The organism is Streptomyces sp. NPDC047017 (assembly GCF_040644175.1).
Classification (GTDB): domain Bacteria; phylum Actinomycetota; class Actinomycetes; order Streptomycetales; family Streptomycetaceae; genus Streptomyces.
The window spans coordinates 190371-205760 of record NZ_JBEYVW010000016.1 but is presented as its reverse complement, the minus strand read 5'-3'; the positions used below and the strand labels follow the sequence as shown (position 1 = coordinate 205760).

Genomic DNA, 15390 nt, shown 5'->3' with positions numbered 1-15390 from the left:
CCGCGAGACCGAGACCTGCCCCGCGAGACCGGCTGGCCTCGAAACCCGGCAGCGTGCTCCCGAAACGAACGGGGACGCCCCCGAAGTCGACGGCCACGTCTCCGAAACGAACGGGGACGCCCCCGAAGCCGATGGCCGTGCCCTCGAAACACCACACAGGATGAGGAAATGAAGTCATACGGCAGAGGCGAATCGAAAGAATGGAATGCCAGCATTCGCGAGAACTGGAGGACCCCGAGATTCGACAGTTTCCCGATTCGGGAATCGGGATCCGAAATTCATTGGGTTCCGCAAATAGGGAAAGGGATGTATGCTGGCAGCTGATCGCCAGTTCCGGGAAGCCGGACAGATCACTCGGTCCACAAATGAGTCGGGCCCCACGCCTCTGTTGCACGAGATCGTGGGGCCCCCGGTTCCGGACCTGGGATGGGCTCGGCCGTGGCATCGGCCGGGCCCATCGTTGCTGCTAGTTCAGCTGCCAGAGCTTGTACACCCAGTACGCGGCCTGGCTGGCACGCGCGATCAGGATGCATATCTGGACGGCTGACTGCCGCTTGGTCCGGTCCGGCTTGGTTCCCTCGTCGGGGTTCCTGCCGGACACCGAATCACCTCCTCCCGGTAGACCAGCTGAAATCCACCGGAATTCTTGGAGGGGTGTCTCGACAGTAGCAGAATCACGCCTACTGAAAAGCGGCTCCCTGAATGCGGCACCCATGCGACGCGGCTAATAGTGAGAGCTGTCCGACGGCGCCGAGGCGTGGGTAATAGCTGGCTCGCGCTCCGGGCAAGTCTCGGCGTGGTTCCGGTTACGGTCTCGGCGCCGAGCCAGGGATCTTGGTTAGATTCCGAGCGAGGAGGGCCGGGCGGGCCGGGCGCTCCAATCGGCCACGGCGTTGGTCATGGGTTGCTGTCGATCCAGACCGTACGGCGCTCGGTGTTGAACACGTGCCAGATGCGGTCGCCGGTGGTCATCTCGATCTCCTGGCGGACGAGCCGCTCGCCCCGGTGGACGCTGCAAGCTAGATCGCCCTTGAGCCGGTTGTGGCGCTCGGGGTGCGCGTGGCCGGGGCCGGTGCGGTCCGCATCACGAGCCGGGAAGATCCGCTCGCGCGTATCTGTGCGGGATCGGCGGCATGAGCTATCTCGGCTCGGCCCCGTTCGCCGCCCAGAATGTCGCAGTGATCCCGTTCAGGCCGCTGACCACTAGCATCTGGCCCTCCGGTCGCCAGCTCAGTGACGTGTGGGCTCTGGTCCCACTCGGCAGCAGCCCATCTTCAGGCCCTGTCGGTCGGCGCCGTGCCCACGCCGCGGACATCGATCAACGCGCAACTCGAAGACACTGCCGGCCTCCGTGGGCGGCCGGGAGCGGAGCTGTGGTGGCCCGGGGTGGACCACGAGCCCGGCTCCACGCATCGGTGGCCTGGGATGTACCGCCGATCGTCCCCAGTTACGTACGACTCCGTCGCGCACCACCGCGTACGACTTCCTCGCGCAAGGCTCTCCGGCTACACAGCTGCTCTGGCTACACAGCGCTACGTGACCAAGGTGTGCCAACTAGCACTCTCCATGTGCCAACAAAAATTCTCGGTCACACCGACCCGGCGGAGATCGCAGAGACATGGATTGCATAAAAGTGCAGCGATACGTATAGTCATGCCATCAAGGAGGAGGGCACATGGCTGTACGTGTGGCGGTCGCCGGAGCGAGCGGATACGCGGGCGGAGAGGCGCTGCGACTGCTGCTGGCGCACCCCGAGGTGGAGATCGGCGCGCTGACCGCGAACTCCAGCGCCGGGCAGCGCCTCGGCGCGCTCCAGCCGCACCTGCTGCCGCTGGCCGACCGGGTGCTCGCCGAGACCACCCCCGAGACGCTCGCCGGGCACGACGTCGTCTTCCTCGCCCTGCCGCACGGCCAGTCCGCCGCCGTCGCCGAGCAGCTCGGCGACGACGTCCTCGTGCTCGACATGGGCGCCGACTTCCGGCTGAGGGACCCGGCCGGCTGGGAGCGCTTCTACGGCTCCCCGCACGCCGGCACCTGGCCCTACGGCCTGCCCGAACTTCCCGGTGGCCGCGCCGCGCTGGAGGGGTCCAGGCGCATCGCGGTACCCGGCTGCTACCCCACCGCCGCCTCCCTCGCCCTGGTCCCCGCCTACGCGGCCGGACTCGTCGAGAACGAGGCCGTGATCGTCGCCGCCTCCGGCACCTCCGGCGCGGGCAAGGCGGCCAGGCCCCACCTGCTCGGCTCCGAGGTCATGGGCTCCATGTCCCCGTACGGCGTCGGCGGCGGCCACCGGCACACCCCCGAGATGACGCAGAACCTCGGCGCGGCGGCCGGCGAGCCGGTCACCGTCTCCTTCACGCCCACCCTCGCCCCGATGCCCCGCGGCATCCTCGCCACGTGCAGCGCCAAGGCCCGGCCGGGCGTCACCGCCGAGGCCGTGCGCGCCGCCTACCACAAGGCGTACGCCGACGAACCGTTCGTGCACCTGCTGCCCGAGGGGCAGTGGCCTGCCACCGCCGCCGTGTACGGCTCCAACGCCGCCCAGCTCCAGGTGGCGTACGACCCGGCCGCGCACCGCGTGATCGCGATCAGCGCCATCGACAACCTGACCAAGGGCACCGCGGGCGGTGCCGTGCAGAGCATGAACATCGCCCTCGGGCTCGACGAGACCACCGGACTTTCCACGATCGGAGTCGCACCGTGAGCGTCACGGCCGCACAGGGATTCACGGCGGCGGGCATCGCCGCCGGGATCAAGGAGAACGGCAACCCGGACCTGGCCCTCGTGGTCAACACCGGGCCCCGCCGCGCCGCCGCGGGCGTCTTCACCTCCAACCGCGTCAAGGCCGCCCCGGTGCAGTGGTCCGAGCAGGTCCTCGGGACCGGTCGGCTGTCCGCCGTGGTCCTCAACTCCGGTGGCGCCAACGCCTGTACGGGCCCCAAGGGCTTCCAGGACACCCACGCCACCGCCGAGAAGGCCGCCGAGGTGCTCGGCGTCGGCGCCGTCGAGGTCGCCGTCTGCTCCACCGGGCTGATCGGCACCCTGCTGCCGATGGACAAGGTGCTGCCGGGCGTCGAGACGGCCGCCGCGGCACTGAGCGAGCACGGCGGCGAGAAGGCCGCCATCGCCATCAAGACCACCGACACCGTGCACAAGACGTCCGTGGCCGGCCGGGACGGCTGGACCGTCGGCGGCATGGCCAAGGGCGCCGGCATGCTCGCCCCGGGCCTGGCCACCATGCTCGTCGTCCTCACCACCGACGCCGACCTCGACAGCGCCGCCCTGGACAGGGCGCTGCGCGCCGCCACCGAGGTCACCTTCGACCGGGTCGACTCCGACGGCTGCATGTCCACCAACGACACCGTGCTGCTGCTCGCCTCCGGCTCCAGCGGCATCACCCCGGCCGAGGACGACTTCGCCGAGGCCGTACGCACCGTCTGCGCCGACCTGGGCCGCCAGCTCATCGGGGACGCCGAGGGCGCCAGCAAGGACATCCAGGTCGAGGTGGTCAACGCCGCGACCGAGGACGACGCCGTCGAGGTGGGCCGCTCCATCGCCCGCAACACCCTCCTCAAGTGCGCCGTCCACGGCGAGGACCCCAACTGGGGCCGGGTGCTCTCCGCGATCGGCACCACGAAGGCCGCCTTCGAGCCCGACCGGCTCAACGTCGCCATCAACGGCGTGTGGGTGTGCAAGAACGGCGGCGTCGGCGAGGACCGCGAGAAGGTCGACATGCGCTACCGCGAGGTGCACATCGTCGCCGACCTCGCCGCCGGCACCGAGACCGCCACCATCTGGACCAACGACCTCACCGCCGACTACGTCCACGAGAACAGCGCGTACTCCTCATGACCGCGACCCGCAAGCACACCGCCCTGCCGAAAGCGCAGATCCTCATCGAGGCACTGCCCTGGCTGACCCGCCACCACGGCAGGACGGTCGTCATCAAGTTCGGCGGCAACGCCATGGTCGACGAGGAACTCAAGGCCGCCTTCGCCCAGGACGTGGTGTTCCTGCGGCACGCCGGCCTCAAGCCGGTCGTCGTGCACGGCGGCGGCCCCCAGATCAGCGCCGCCCTCGACCGGCACGGCATCGTCAGCGAGTTCAAGGCGGGCCTGCGCGTCACCACCGAGGACGCCATGGACGTCGTACGGATGGTGCTGGCCGGTCAGGTCCAGCGCGAACTGGTCGGCCTGCTCAACCAGCACGGCCCGCTCGCCGTCGGCCTCACCGGCGAGGACGCGCACACCATCACCGCCACCCGGCACACCCCCGAGATCGACGGCGAACGCGTCGACATCGGCCGGGTCGGCGAGATCACCGCGATCGACACCGGCGCGATCGAGGCCCTGCTCGCCGACGGCCGCATCCCGGTCGTCTCCTCGATCGCCCGCTCCCAGGACGACGGACATGTCTACAACGTCAATGCTGATACGGCGGCTGCGGCACTCGCTGCGGCACTGGGCGCCGAGACCCTCATGGTCCTCACCGACGTCGAGGGCCTCTACGAGGACTGGCCGCACTCCGACGAGGTGATCAGCCGGCTCACCGCGAGCGAGCTGGAGAAACTGCTGCCGGACCTGTCCTCGGGCATGGTGCCGAAGATGCGGGGCTGCCTGCACGCCGTACGCAACGGCGTGACGACCGCCCGCGTCATCGACGGCCGGGTCCAGCACTCGATCCTGCTGGAGATCTTCACCGACGAAGGCATCGGCACGATGGTCGTGCCGGACGACGAGGGGGAGTCGTGAGCAACGCCGAACTGACCGCCCGCTGGCAGGGCGCGCTGATGAACAACTACGGCACGCCCCGGCTGCCCCTGGTCCGCGGCGCGGGCACCCGGCTGTGGGACGCAGACGGCAAGGAGTACGTGGACTTCGTCGGCGGCATCGCCGTCAACGCGCTCGGCCACGCCCATCCGGCCGTCGTCGAGGCCGTGAGCCGGCAGATCGCCTCCCTCGGGCACGTCTCCAACCTGTTCGTCGCCGAACCGCCCGTCGCACTCGCCGAACGGCTGCTCCAGCACTTCGGCCGCGACGGCAAGGTGTTCTTCTGCAACTCGGGCGCCGAGGCCAACGAGGGCGCCTTCAAGATCGGCCGGCTCACCGGGCGCACCCACATGGTCGCCACCCACGGCGGCTTCCACGGCCGCACCATGGGCGCCCTGGCGCTGACCGGCCAGCCCGGCAAGCAGGAACCCTTCCGGCCGCTGCCCGGCGACGTCACGCACGTGCCCTACGGCGACGCGCAGGCGCTGGCCGCCGCCGTCACCGAGGACACCGCCCTGGTGGTCATCGAGCCCATCCAGGGCGAGATGGGCGTGGTCGTGCCGCCGCCCGGCTATCTGAAGGCGGCCCGCGCGATCACCGCCGCCACCGGCGCGCTGCTCGTCCTGGACGAGGTGCAGACCGGCATCGGCCGGACCGGCCACTGGTTCGAGTACCAGGCCCACGAGGGCGTCCTGCCGGACGTCGTCACCCTGGCCAAGGGCCTCGGCGGCGGGCTGCCGCTCGGCGCGACCGTCGCCTTCGGCCGCGCCGCCGACCTGCTCCGGCCCGGCCAGCACGGCACCACCTTCGGCGGCAACCCGGTCTCCTGCGCCGCCGGACTCGCCGTCCTCGACACCATCGCCGGCGAGGGCCTGCTGGAGAACGTCAAGCGGCAGAGCGAGGCGCTGCGCGGGGGAATCGAGGCGCTGGGCCACCCCTTGATCGACCACGTCCGGGGCGCGGGCCTGCTCCTGGGTATCGTGCTCACCGGGCCGCACGCGCCACACGCGCAGCAGGCGGCCCAGGAGGCCGGCTTCCTCGTGAACGCGCCCGCTCCCGACGTCATCCGGCTGATGCCGCCGCTGAACCTCGGCGACGACGACGTGGACGCGTTCCTGCGGGCGCTGCCCGGCATCCTGGACGGGGCCGACGCGGCCGACGGGGACGGATGATCCGGAGAATGGGACGACGATGAGTCAGGCACAGGACCACGGGCACGCGGACGCGTCGGGCGCCGGACCCGCCCTGCCGCAGACCCGCACCGCACGCCACCGCCGGATCGTGGACATCCTCAACCGGCAACCGGTGCGCTCGCAGAGCCAGTTGGCCAAGCTGCTGGCCGACGACGGGCTGAGTGTCACCCAGGCGACGCTCTCGCGCGACCTCGACGAGCTGAACGCGGTGAAGATCCGCAACAACGACGGCGACCTCATCTACGCGGTGCCGAGCGAGGGCGGTTTCCGCACCCCGCGCGCGCCGCTGGGGGAGTCCGCCAAGGAGGAGCGGATGCGGCGGCTCTCCCAGGAACTGCTGATCTCGGCGGAGGCGTCGGCGAACCTCGTGGTCCTGCGCACCCCGCCGGGGGCCGCCCAGTTCCTGGCGTCCGCCATCGACCAGGCCGAACTGCAGGACATCCTCGGCACCATCGCCGGCGACGACACCCTGCTGCTGATCAGCCGCGACCCGACCGGCGGCCAGGCCCTGGCGGACCATCTGCTGCGACTGGCGCAGAACGGCCACTGAGACGGCCGCCGGACGGCCGCCCGTGCGGGTCACCCAGGCGAACGCCGGGGGCGGTCACCGGGCGGGTCACTGAGACGGACGCCGGGGCGGTCATTGGGGTGACCGCCGAGGTGGTCGCCGGGGCGGTCATTGGGGTGGACGCCGAGGTGGTCACCGGGGCGGTCATTGGGGTGGACGCCGAGGTGGTCACCGGGGCGGTCATTGGGGTGGACGCCGAGATGGTCACCGGGGCGGTCATTGGGGTGGACGCCGAGATGGTCACCGGGGCGGTCATTGGGGTGGACGCAGAGGCGGTCACCGGGGCGGTCATTGGGGTGGACGCCGAGATGGTCACCGGGGCGGTCATTGGGGTGGACGCAGAGGCGGTCACCGGGGCGGTCATTGAGGTGGACGCAGAGGCGGTCACCGGGGCGGTCATTGAGGCGACCGCCGAGGCGGTCACCGGGGCGGTCACTGAGGCGGACGCCGAGACGGACTCCAGGGCGGACGCCCGGGCGGTCACCGAGGCAGACGCCGAGGCGGTCACTCGGACGGACGCCGATGCGGTCGCCGGGCGGGTGCGGGCCGCTCACCCGAGCCAGGCCCCCAGCCCCGCCGTGCCCCGCGTCCGCCCGTCCGCCGTGATCAGCAGCGCTTCCACCCCCGGCAGGGACTCCAGCCAGGCCGCCCCGTCCCGCGCGCCGCGTGCGAACGCGGCCGTCGCCCAGCAGTCCGCCCAGGTCAGGCGGGGCGCCACCACGGTGACCGCGAGCAGGTCGGTGGCGGCGGGACGCCCGGTGCGCGGGTCGTGGATGTGGGCGCCGCGCTCGGCGCTGCCGGAGGTGGCCACGGCCAGCTCCGCCGCGCCGGCCGCCGAGACCACCGCGGCCAGCCCGCCCGGGCGCAGCGGATCGGCCACCCCGATCCGCCACGGCCGGTCCCGGCCGGCCGTGCCCAGCACCTGCACGTCCCCGCCGCCGTTGACGCTGACCCCGTCCGCGCCTGCCGCCGCGATCCGCCGGGCCGCCCGCTCGGCCGCCCAGCCCTTGACGACGCCCGTCGGGTCCAGCGGCCCCCGGTGGCGCAGCCCGAACCAGCCCTCGCTGACCCGTTCCGCCGCGGCGCCCAGCGCGAGCACCTCGGCGACCTCCGGGGCGCACCGGGCCACGGTGATCTCGCCGCGGGCCAGCCGGGAGACCTCGCTGCCGGCGCGGTAGGTGCTGAACAGCGCGTCGGCCCGGTGCAGCGCGGCGACGGCCTCGCCGAGCGCCGCCCGCACCGCCCCCTCCTCCCCGCCGTGCACGGCGAAGGAGAAGACCGTGCCCATGACCTCCTCCGCGTGCCGCAGCACGGCCGGGGCCGCGGTCTCAGCCACCGGCCCGGTCCAGCGCCGACTGGAGCGACGTACGGTAGCCGCCGCTGGTGTACGTCGCCCCGGACACCGCGTCGATGTCGGCGCTCTGCGCGGCGACCGCCTCCCGGTTCAGCTTCGGCACGGCCAGGGCCGTCTTCTGGTCGCTGAGACCGCCCGCGGGCGCCTCGACCGCCTCGGCCCCGACGACCACACGGCCGCGCACCGTCAGCCGCACCTGCACCTCGCCGTACGGGGTGCGCGCCGCGTCACCGGTGACGGTCCGGGTGCCCGCGCCGGTGCCGCCCCGCGGTGGCCCCGGCGCCGCCGAGGTGGGCCGCGGCGCCGGTCCCGCGGCCGACGCGGCGTCCGGCCCGGCGGCCGGCTTCAGGGACAGCAGCAGCACGATCCCGGACACGGTGGCGGCACCGGCCAGCACCGCGCGCCGCAGGGGATGGCTCTTCCTCATCGCTTCCACTCTCCTGACGTGTGTCGCTCACATCGCGAACGACTCGTGGTGGATACGGCGGGCGGGGACCCCCGCGTCGCGCAGCGCCTCGTACACCGACCGCGCGAAACCGGGCGGCCCGCACAGGAAGACGTCGTACCGCTCGATGCCGCCGATCTTGCGCCGCAGGGACTCGGCGGAGATGTCGGGACGTGTGCCGTCCGGGCTGTTGACGGCGTACATCAGCCGGGCGCCCCGCTCGTCGGCGATCGCGGCCAGCTCGCCCCACAGGGCCAGGTCCCGGGTGCTGCTGGCCCGGTAGAGCAGGGTGATGTCACCGGCCGCGCCCGGCAGCGTCTCGAACAGCGCCCGCATCGGGGTGATGCCGACCCCGCCCGCCACCAGCAGCACCTTGCCCCGGCTGCGCCGCGCGGCGGTCAGCGCGCCGTACGGCCCCTCCGCCCACACCCGGGTGCCGGGCGGGAGCGCGCGCAGCCGCCCGCTGTGGTCGCCGACCGCCTTCACGGTGATGCGCAGCAGGCCCGGGCGGGGCGCCGCGGACAGCGAGTACGGGTGCGAACTGAAGCGCAGGCCCGGCGCCAGGAACCGCCAGCGGAAGAACTGCCCGGCCTCGGCGCCCATCCGGTGCAGCCTCCGGCCGGAGATCAGCACCGACACGATCCCCGGGCTCTCCTCGACGACCGCTTCGACGCGCATCCGGTGCTTGAGGTTCAGCCGCACCGGGGTCACCACCCGGTACCACAGGACGAGGGCGGTCACCGTGCCGTAGAGGCCGTACCAGAAGGTCTTCGCGGCCGGTGCCACGGCGAAGTCGTTGCCGGTGCCGATCTGGTGCCAGAACGTCAGGAAGACCGCCGCGTACGTGCCCAGGTGCACGTGGTACCACGTGTCGTAGGGCATCCGGCGGCGCACCGGACCGGCCGAGACCAGCCCGATCAGCACCAGCAGGCCGGTGCCGACGGCGGCCTTGCCCACGTCGGGCAGCTGCTCGACGGAGTCGGCGGTCTGCCGGACGACGTCACCGAGCGACCGGCCCGCCTGGAGCGCGTACCCCCACATGGTGAGGAAGACGTGCGCGAGGACCAGGCAGAGCGTGTAGCGGCCGCTCGCCGCGTGCCGGCGGGCCACCCGGTCGGAGCCCACCCGCCGCTCCAGGGCGGGCACCCGTGCCATCTGGAGCACCACCAGCGCCAGCAGGTAGCCGGCGAGCAGGCCGGTGATCCGGCCCGCGTCGAGGACCCGGCCGCCGGTGCCGGTGACGGCCGGGGTGTCCGTCCACCACAGCCACAGCACGCCGGCCGCGCCCGCCCACATGGCGAGCAGCAGCGGGACGGCGGGGGAGCGGCGCGGGCGGATCCGGTGCGTCGTCCGGCGCCGGGCGGCGCGGCTGCCGGCGAGCGTGGTGGTCACGGTTCCTCCGTGGGGTCGGCCCTCGGCCCACAGATACGCGGCCCGCCCGCCGGGCGTTCAGCGGCGCCACCGCACTGCCCCCTCAGCGCTGCCGCACGGTCTCCTTCAGCAGCGGGTGCGCGCGCCTCAGTACCGGGTGAGCGCCGTCGCCCCGCTCGCCGTCCCGATCGCCAGGTGCGGCCGGCGCGCGGGATCGGCCCAGGCCAGCAGGCGCCGCATGGCGTCCTCGGGCACCGACACGCAGCCCGCCGTCGGCCCGCGCCCCTGGACGTGCAGGAAGATCCCCGCCCCGCGGCCGCGCACCGGACGGTCGTAGTTGAAGCCGACGACGAGCGCGTAGGCGTACTGCCGCGGAGAGGAGGCCAGGTGCTCGGACTCGGCGGCCCGGCAGTCGGCGGCGCGCGGCCGGGTCCAGCGGTTGTAGGCACGGGAGGCGTTGTCCTCGCACCACCAGGCATCACGGCCCGCCCGCCGGTACGGCATCCGGGTGCCGGGCGGGGCGGCCCGGACGCCGAACGCGAACGGCAGCGTGTACAGCCCGGTCGGCGTGGTGTCCGTCCCCTGCCGCCGCGCCGTGCCCTCGACGAGCCCCTTCGCCCCGAAGCGGGCGGGCGCCGAGCCGGTCCGCGTCCACCGGCCGCCGCGCAGGTCCCACCAGGTGAGCGTGCCCGTGGTCGCGCCGGCGCGGGCCGCGCGGGCGGTGATCAGCTGGGTGCCGCCCCCGGTGTCCCGCATCCGCTGGGGCAGCGGCGGCGCACCGGCGGGCACGGCGCCGAGCACGAGCAGGGACAGGGACGCGAGGGCGACGGCGACACCGGGGCGCATGGCTCAGACCGTAGACGGCGGCAGCGGCGACGGCACCTCGGCCGATTGACGAATCATGCAGAGTTCTGCATAATCATGCACATCGTGAGCAGGCGCCGTGAGCAGGCACGGTTCGTGCACCCCCACCCCGAGGAGCAGCGCAAGTGAGCAGCAACAGCGGTGACGTACGGCTCTGGGGCGGCCGTTTCGCCGACGGTCCCGCCGAGGCCCTGGCGAAGCTGTCCGCGTCCGTCCACTTCGACTGGCGGCTCGCGCCCTACGACATCGCCGGTTCGCGCGCCCACGCCCGCGTGCTGCACACGGCGGGCCTGCTCACCGAGGACGAGCTGGCCCGCATGCTCGCGGGCCTGGACCGGCTCGAAGCGGACGTCGCGGACGGTTCCTTCACCGGCACCATCGCCGACGAGGACGTGCACACCGCCCTGGAGCGCGGCCTGCTGGAGCGCCTCGGCGCCGACCTGGGCGGCAAGCTGCGTGCCGGCCGCTCCCGCAACGACCAGGTCGCCACCCTCTTCCGCATGTACCTGCGCGACCACGCCCGGATCATCGCCTCCCTGATCGCCGGCCTCCAGGACGCGCTGATCGGCCTGGCCGAGGCCCACCCGGACGTGGCCATGCCCGGCCGCACCCACCTCCAGCACGCCCAGCCCGTGCTCTTCGCCCACCATGTCCTCGCCCACGTCCAGGCCCTGTCCCGGGACGCCGAGCGGCTGCGCCAGTGGGACGAGCGGACCGCCGTGTCGCCGTACGGCTCGGGCGCGCTGGCCGGGTCCTCGCTCGGCCTGGACCCGGAGGCGGTGGCGCGCGACCTCGGCTTCGAGCGCGGCAGCGCCGGCAACTCCATCGACGGCACGGCCTCCCGGGACTTCGTCGCCGAGTTCGCCTTCATCACCGCGATGATCGGGGTGAACCTCTCCCGGATCGCGGAGGAGGTCATCATCTGGAACACGAAGGAGTTCTCCTTCGTGACCCTGCACGACGCCTTCTCCACCGGCTCGTCGATCATGCCGCAGAAGAAGAACCCGGACATCGCGGAGCTGGCGCGCGGCAAGTCCGGCCGCCTCATCGGCAACCTGACCGGCCTGCTCGCCACCCTCAAGGCCCTCCCGCTCGCCTACAACCGCGACCTCCAGGAGGACAAGGAGCCCGTCTTCGACTCCTGCGACCAGCTGGAGGTCCTGCTGCCCGCCTTCACCGGCATGATGGCCACGCTGACCGTCCACCGCGAGCGGATGGCGGAGCTGGCCCCGGCCGGTTTCTCGCTGGCCACCGACATCGCCGAGTGGCTGGTCAAGCAGGGGGTGCCGTTCCGGGTGGCGCACGAGGTGGCCGGCGAGTGCGTCAAGGCCGCCGAGGCCGAGGGCAAGGAACTCGACGAGCTGACCGACGAGCAGTTCGCGAAGATCTCCGCCCACCTCACCCCCGAGGTGCGCACCGTCCTGAACGTCCCGGGCGCCCTCGCCTCCCGCGACGGACGCGGCGGCACCGCCCCGAGCGCGGTCGCCGTCCAGCTCGCCGAGGTCAAGGCGGACGTGGCCGCCCAGCACGCGTGGGCGGACGCCAAGAAGTAGCGGCCGGGGCATCGCGGGTACGTTGGTCGCAGTACGCAGCCGACTCAACGGAGCCCGCGATGCCCTTCGCCCGTCTCGCGCACGCCACGACCCCGACCTGCCACCTCGGCCTGGGCCTCGCCGCCGTCGGCCGCCCCGGCTACATCAACCTCGGCCGGGAGCGGGACCTCGGGCCGGACCGCGGTGTCGAGGCCCTGCGCGCCCGGACCCACGACCTGCTGGACGCGGCCTACGCCCAGGGCGTCCGGTACGTCGACGTGGCCCGCTCCTACGGCCGCTCCGAGGAGTTCCTCGCGTCCTGGCTGGCGGCCCGCCCCGGGACCGACGACGTCGTGATCGGCAGCAAGTGGGGCTACACCTACACGGCCGGCTGGCGCACCGACGCCGACCGGCACGAGGTCAAGGACCACGGCCCGGCCACCTACGAACGCCAGCGCGCCGAGAGCGCCGCACTGCTCGGGGACCGGCTCGACCTCTACCAGATCCACTCGGTGACCCCGGACAGCCCGGCCCTCACCGACAAGGAACTGCACGCCCGCCTCGCCGAGGCCGCGGCCTGCGGCCTGACCGTCGGCTTCTCCACCAGCGGACCCGCCCAGGCCGACGCGATCCGCGCCGCGCTGGCCGTGACCGTCGACGGCGAGCCCCTGTTCTCCACCGTCCAGTCCACGTACAACGCCCTGGAGACCTCCGCCGGGCCCGCGCTCGCCGAGGCGCACGACGCCGGGCTGACCGTGATCGTCAAGGAGGGCATGGCCAACGGGCGGCTGGCCGGACCGCACGCCCCCGAGCCGCTGCGCGAGGCGGCCCGGGAGACCGGGTACGGCTGCGACGCCCTCGCCCTCGCCCTGGTCCTGCGCCGCCCCTGGGCGGGCGTCGTCCTGTCCGGCGCGGCCACCCTCGACCAACTCGCCTCCAATCTGCACGCCCCGGCCGTGGACCTGGACCCGGACCAGGCCGCCCGCCTCGACGCCCTGGCCGAGGACCCGCGCGCCTACTGGGAGCGCCGCGCCCAGCTCCCCTGGCACTGATCCGGCCACGACCGTCCTGATCGAGACATCCACACCCTTCATGAGACATCTGTGTCTCATATGGGTTACCCTTGTCTCATGGCTGTCGATCGTGACCACGTGCTGCGCACCGCCGCGGCCCTGCTGACCCGCAAGTCCACCGCGACCATGGACGAGGTCGCCAAGGCGGCCGGGATCAGCCGGGCCACGCTGCACCGGCACTTCGCCGGGCGCGACGCGCTGGTGCGGGCCCTGGAGTCGCTGGGCATCGCCGAGTGCGAGGCGGCACTGGACGCCGCCCGCCCGCACGAGGGCCCGGCACGCGACGCCGTGACCCGGCTCATCCGGGAGACGGAGCCCGCGGCCGGCCTGCTGGCCTTCCTCTACACCGAGAACCAGCTGTTCGAGGGCGAGGAGCGGAACGCGGGCTGGGCCCGGATCGACGAGCGGATCGAGGCCCTGTTCCGGCGCGGCCAGGCGAGCGGCGAGTTCCGCATCGACCTGACCCCGGCCTGGCTCACCGAGGCGCTGTACGGCCTGATGGCCTCCGGCGCCTGGGCCGTGACCGAGGGCCGGGTGGCCGGCAAGGACTTCACCTACATGATCGTCGAGCTGCTGCTCGGCGGCGCACTACGGAGAGAGGAACCATGACCAGCACCCTGCAGCCGGCGAACACGGCGGAAGCGGAGAAGCGGCCGGGCCGCTGGCTCGCGCTGGCCGTCCTCGTGCTGGCCGTGCTGCTGGTGGCCGTCGACGCGACCGTCCTCGGTCTCGCGACGCCCTACATCAGCGAGGACCTGCGGCCCTCGGGCACCCAACTGCTGTGGATAGGCGACGTCTACTCGTTCGTCATCGCCGGCCTGCTCGTCTCCATGGGCAGCCTCGGCGACCGCATCGGCCGCAAGCGGATCCTGCTCGTCGGCGCCGTCGCCTTCGGCGCGATCTCCGTGCTCAACGCCTACGCCGGATCACCGGAGATGATGATCCTGGCGCGGGCGCTGCTCGGCGTCGCCGGCGCCACCCTGATGCCGGCCACGCTCGCCCTGATCCGCAACCTCTTCCACGACCCGCGCGAGCGCAGCCTCGCCGTCGGCGTCTGGGGCGCGGCCGCCTCCGCCGGCATGGCCGTCGGCCCGATCGCCGGCGGCTTCCTGCTCGAACACTTCTGGTGGGGCTCGGTCTTCCTGATCAACCTGCCGGTGATGGCGGTCCTCGTCCTGGTCGGCGCCAAGCTGCTGCCCGAGTCCCGCAACCCGGACCCGGGCCCGTGGGACCTGGCCAGCGTCCTGCTGTCGCTGGTCGGCATGATCGCCACCGTGTACGCGGTCAAGGAGGCCGCCGCGCACGGCTTCGGCCCGGCGGTGCTCGGCGCCGGACTCCTCGGCGCGGCCGGACTGTACGGGTTCGCCCGCCGCCAGCTGACCATGCCCCGGCCGCTGCTGGACATGCGGCTGTTCCGCAACCGCGGCTTCAGCGGCGCCGTCCTCGCCGACCTGCTGACCGTCCTCGGCATGTCCGGACTGGTCTTCTTCCTCTCCCAGTACCTGCAACTGGTCCAGGGCAGGAGGCCGTTCGAGGCGGGCCTGGCCGAACTGCCCGCCGCGGTGGGCGCGGTGGCGGCCGGACTCGTGGCCGGGCAGGCCGCGCGCCGCTTCTCGGTGCGGGCCGTGGTCTCCGGCGGCCTGGCCGCGGTCGGACTGGCCCTCGCGGCGCTGACCACGCTCAGCGCCTCCACCGGCTATCCGCTGCTCGGCGCGGCCCTGCTGGTGGTCGGCGTCGGCGCCGGCCTCTCCTTCACGGTGACCGCCGACGTGATCCTCTCCAGCGTGCCCAAGGACCAGGCGGGCGCCGCCTCGGCGGTCTCCGAGACGGCGTACGAACTCGGCGCGGCCCTGGGCATCGCCCTGCTCGGCTCGATCGTGACGGCCGCCTACCGCGGCTTCACCGGCCCGAGCGGCACCCCGCCGCAGGCCCACGAGTCACTGGGCGGCGCGGTGGAGACGGCGGCGGGCCTGCCGGCCCCCACCGCGGAAGCCATGCTCAGCGCGGCCCGCGACGCCTTCGTCCACGGCCTCCACCTGGCCTCGGGCGCCGGCGCGGCCGTCCTCCTGGCCACGGCGGCAGCCGCATGGTTCCTGCTGAAGGGCCAGAAACTGTAGAACTCCAACCGAGAAGCGCCCCGAAGGGGCGCGCGGGGAACTGCGCGCGCAGCCACAACGAACCCGCACCCGGCACCACGGCGAAACCCCGCGGAGGAGCCCCG

Annotated in this window: 13 protein-coding genes and 1 pseudogene; 9 read left to right on the top strand and 5 right to left on the bottom strand. The window is 73.1% G+C overall.

Annotated elements, in window-relative coordinates:
* Positions 1-466: 466 nt before the first annotated feature.
* Positions 467-601 carry a hypothetical protein gene (locus ABZ858_RS26185; protein ID WP_281392946.1) on the bottom strand — a complete coding sequence of 45 codons (135 nt, stop codon included), beginning with the start codon at positions 599-601 and terminating at the stop codon, positions 467-469.
* A 1074-nt stretch (positions 602-1675) separates the two neighbouring features.
* Between ABZ858_RS26185 and argC the strand changes: the two genes are divergently transcribed.
* The 5 genes from argC to ABZ858_RS26160 are packed head-to-tail and all read left to right on the top strand — an operon-like array spanning position 1676 to position 6512.
* Positions 1676-2704, top strand: coding sequence for an N-acetyl-gamma-glutamyl-phosphate reductase (argC, locus tag ABZ858_RS26180; RefSeq protein ID WP_361383287.1), 1029 nt, complete (start codon positions 1676-1678; stop codon positions 2702-2704).
* Positions 2701-3852, top strand: a complete 1152-nt coding sequence (gene argJ / locus ABZ858_RS26175) for a bifunctional glutamate N-acetyltransferase/amino-acid acetyltransferase ArgJ (RefSeq protein ID WP_361383283.1) — start codon at positions 2701-2703, stop codon at positions 3850-3852. The genes argC and argJ overlap by 4 nt, the downstream gene beginning before the upstream one ends.
* Positions 3849-4751: an acetylglutamate kinase gene (gene argB, locus ABZ858_RS26170; protein ID WP_361383280.1), complete on the top strand. Its 903-nt coding sequence runs from the start codon at positions 3849-3851 to the stop codon at positions 4749-4751. The genes argJ and argB overlap by 4 nt, the downstream gene beginning before the upstream one ends.
* The gene (locus ABZ858_RS26165) at positions 4748-5941 is read left to right on the top strand and encodes an acetylornithine transaminase (protein ID WP_361383277.1); all 1194 of its coding nucleotides are present in this window, start codon (positions 4748-4750) and stop codon (positions 5939-5941) included. The genes argB and ABZ858_RS26165 overlap by 4 nt, the downstream gene beginning before the upstream one ends.
* 19 nt (positions 5942-5960) lie before the next feature.
* Entirely contained in the window at positions 5961-6512 is a 552-nt protein-coding gene (locus tag ABZ858_RS26160; RefSeq protein ID WP_361383274.1) for an arginine repressor, read from the top strand.
* A gap of 568 nt (positions 6513-7080) precedes the next feature.
* On the opposite strand, the gene ABZ858_RS26155 is transcribed toward ABZ858_RS26160, so the two are convergent.
* The 4 genes and pseudogenes from ABZ858_RS26155 to ABZ858_RS26140 all read right to left on the bottom strand — a co-directional run bounded on the left by ABZ858_RS26155 (position 7081) and on the right by ABZ858_RS26140 (position 10546).
* Positions 7081-7818, bottom strand: coding sequence for an FAD:protein FMN transferase (locus ABZ858_RS26155; RefSeq protein ID WP_361383319.1), 738 nt, complete (start codon positions 7816-7818; stop codon positions 7081-7083).
* A 52-nt stretch (positions 7819-7870) separates the two neighbouring features.
* Positions 7871-8311, bottom strand: a pseudogene (locus tag ABZ858_RS26150) (FMN-binding protein); the annotation flags it as partial.
* A 27-nt stretch (positions 8312-8338) separates the two neighbouring features.
* Positions 8339-9721: a ferredoxin reductase family protein gene (locus ABZ858_RS26145; RefSeq protein WP_361383271.1), complete on the bottom strand. Its 1383-nt coding sequence runs from the start codon at positions 9719-9721 to the stop codon at positions 8339-8341.
* 126 nt (positions 9722-9847) lie between these two features.
* Positions 9848-10546, bottom strand: a complete 699-nt coding sequence (locus tag ABZ858_RS26140; RefSeq protein ID WP_361383268.1) for a L,D-transpeptidase family protein — start codon at positions 10544-10546, stop codon at positions 9848-9850.
* A gap of 143 nt (positions 10547-10689) precedes the next feature.
* Between ABZ858_RS26140 and argH the strand changes: the two genes are divergently transcribed.
* The 4 genes from argH to ABZ858_RS26120 all read left to right on the top strand — a co-directional run bounded on the left by argH (position 10690) and on the right by ABZ858_RS26120 (position 15286).
* Complete coding sequence (gene argH, locus ABZ858_RS26135) at positions 10690-12117, top strand: argininosuccinate lyase (protein ID WP_361383265.1); 1428 nt, start codon at positions 10690-10692, stop codon at positions 12115-12117.
* Positions 12118-12176: 59 nt separating this feature from the next.
* A complete protein-coding gene (locus ABZ858_RS26130) occupies positions 12177-13148 on the top strand; it encodes an aldo/keto reductase (RefSeq protein WP_361383262.1) in 972 nt (323 codons plus the stop codon).
* A 78-nt stretch (positions 13149-13226) separates the two neighbouring features.
* A complete protein-coding gene (locus ABZ858_RS26125; RefSeq protein ID WP_361383259.1) occupies positions 13227-13778 on the top strand; it encodes a helix-turn-helix domain-containing protein in 552 nt (183 codons plus the stop codon).
* A complete protein-coding gene (locus ABZ858_RS26120; RefSeq protein ID WP_361383256.1) occupies positions 13775-15286 on the top strand; it encodes an MFS transporter in 1512 nt (503 codons plus the stop codon). Before ABZ858_RS26125 ends, ABZ858_RS26120 begins: the two co-directional genes overlap by 4 nt.
* Positions 15287-15390: the final 104 nt, after the last annotated feature.

Excerpts from the sequence above, each read along its gene's own strand:
- ABZ858_RS26130 (WP_361383262.1), top strand. The coding sequence starts at position 12,177 with ATGCCCTTCGCCCGTCTCGCGCACGCCACGACCCCGACCTGCCACCTC.
- ABZ858_RS26160 (WP_361383274.1), top strand. The coding sequence starts at position 5,961 with ATGAGTCAGGCACAGGACCACGGGCACGCGGACGCGTCGGGCGCCGGA.
- argB (WP_361383280.1), top strand. The coding sequence starts at position 3,849 with ATGACCGCGACCCGCAAGCACACCGCCCTGCCGAAAGCGCAGATCCTC.
- argC (WP_361383287.1), top strand. The coding sequence starts at position 1,676 with ATGGCTGTACGTGTGGCGGTCGCCGGAGCGAGCGGATACGCGGGCGGA.
- ABZ858_RS26125 (WP_361383259.1), top strand. The coding sequence starts at position 13,227 with ATGGCTGTCGATCGTGACCACGTGCTGCGCACCGCCGCGGCCCTGCTG.
- ABZ858_RS26120 (WP_361383256.1), top strand. The coding sequence starts at position 13,775 with ATGACCAGCACCCTGCAGCCGGCGAACACGGCGGAAGCGGAGAAGCGG.
- ABZ858_RS26140 (WP_361383268.1), bottom strand. The coding sequence starts at position 10,546 with ATGCGCCCCGGTGTCGCCGTCGCCCTCGCGTCCCTGTCCCTGCTCGTG.
- ABZ858_RS26155 (WP_361383319.1), bottom strand. The coding sequence starts at position 7,818 with ATGGGCACGGTCTTCTCCTTCGCCGTGCACGGCGGGGAGGAGGGGGCG.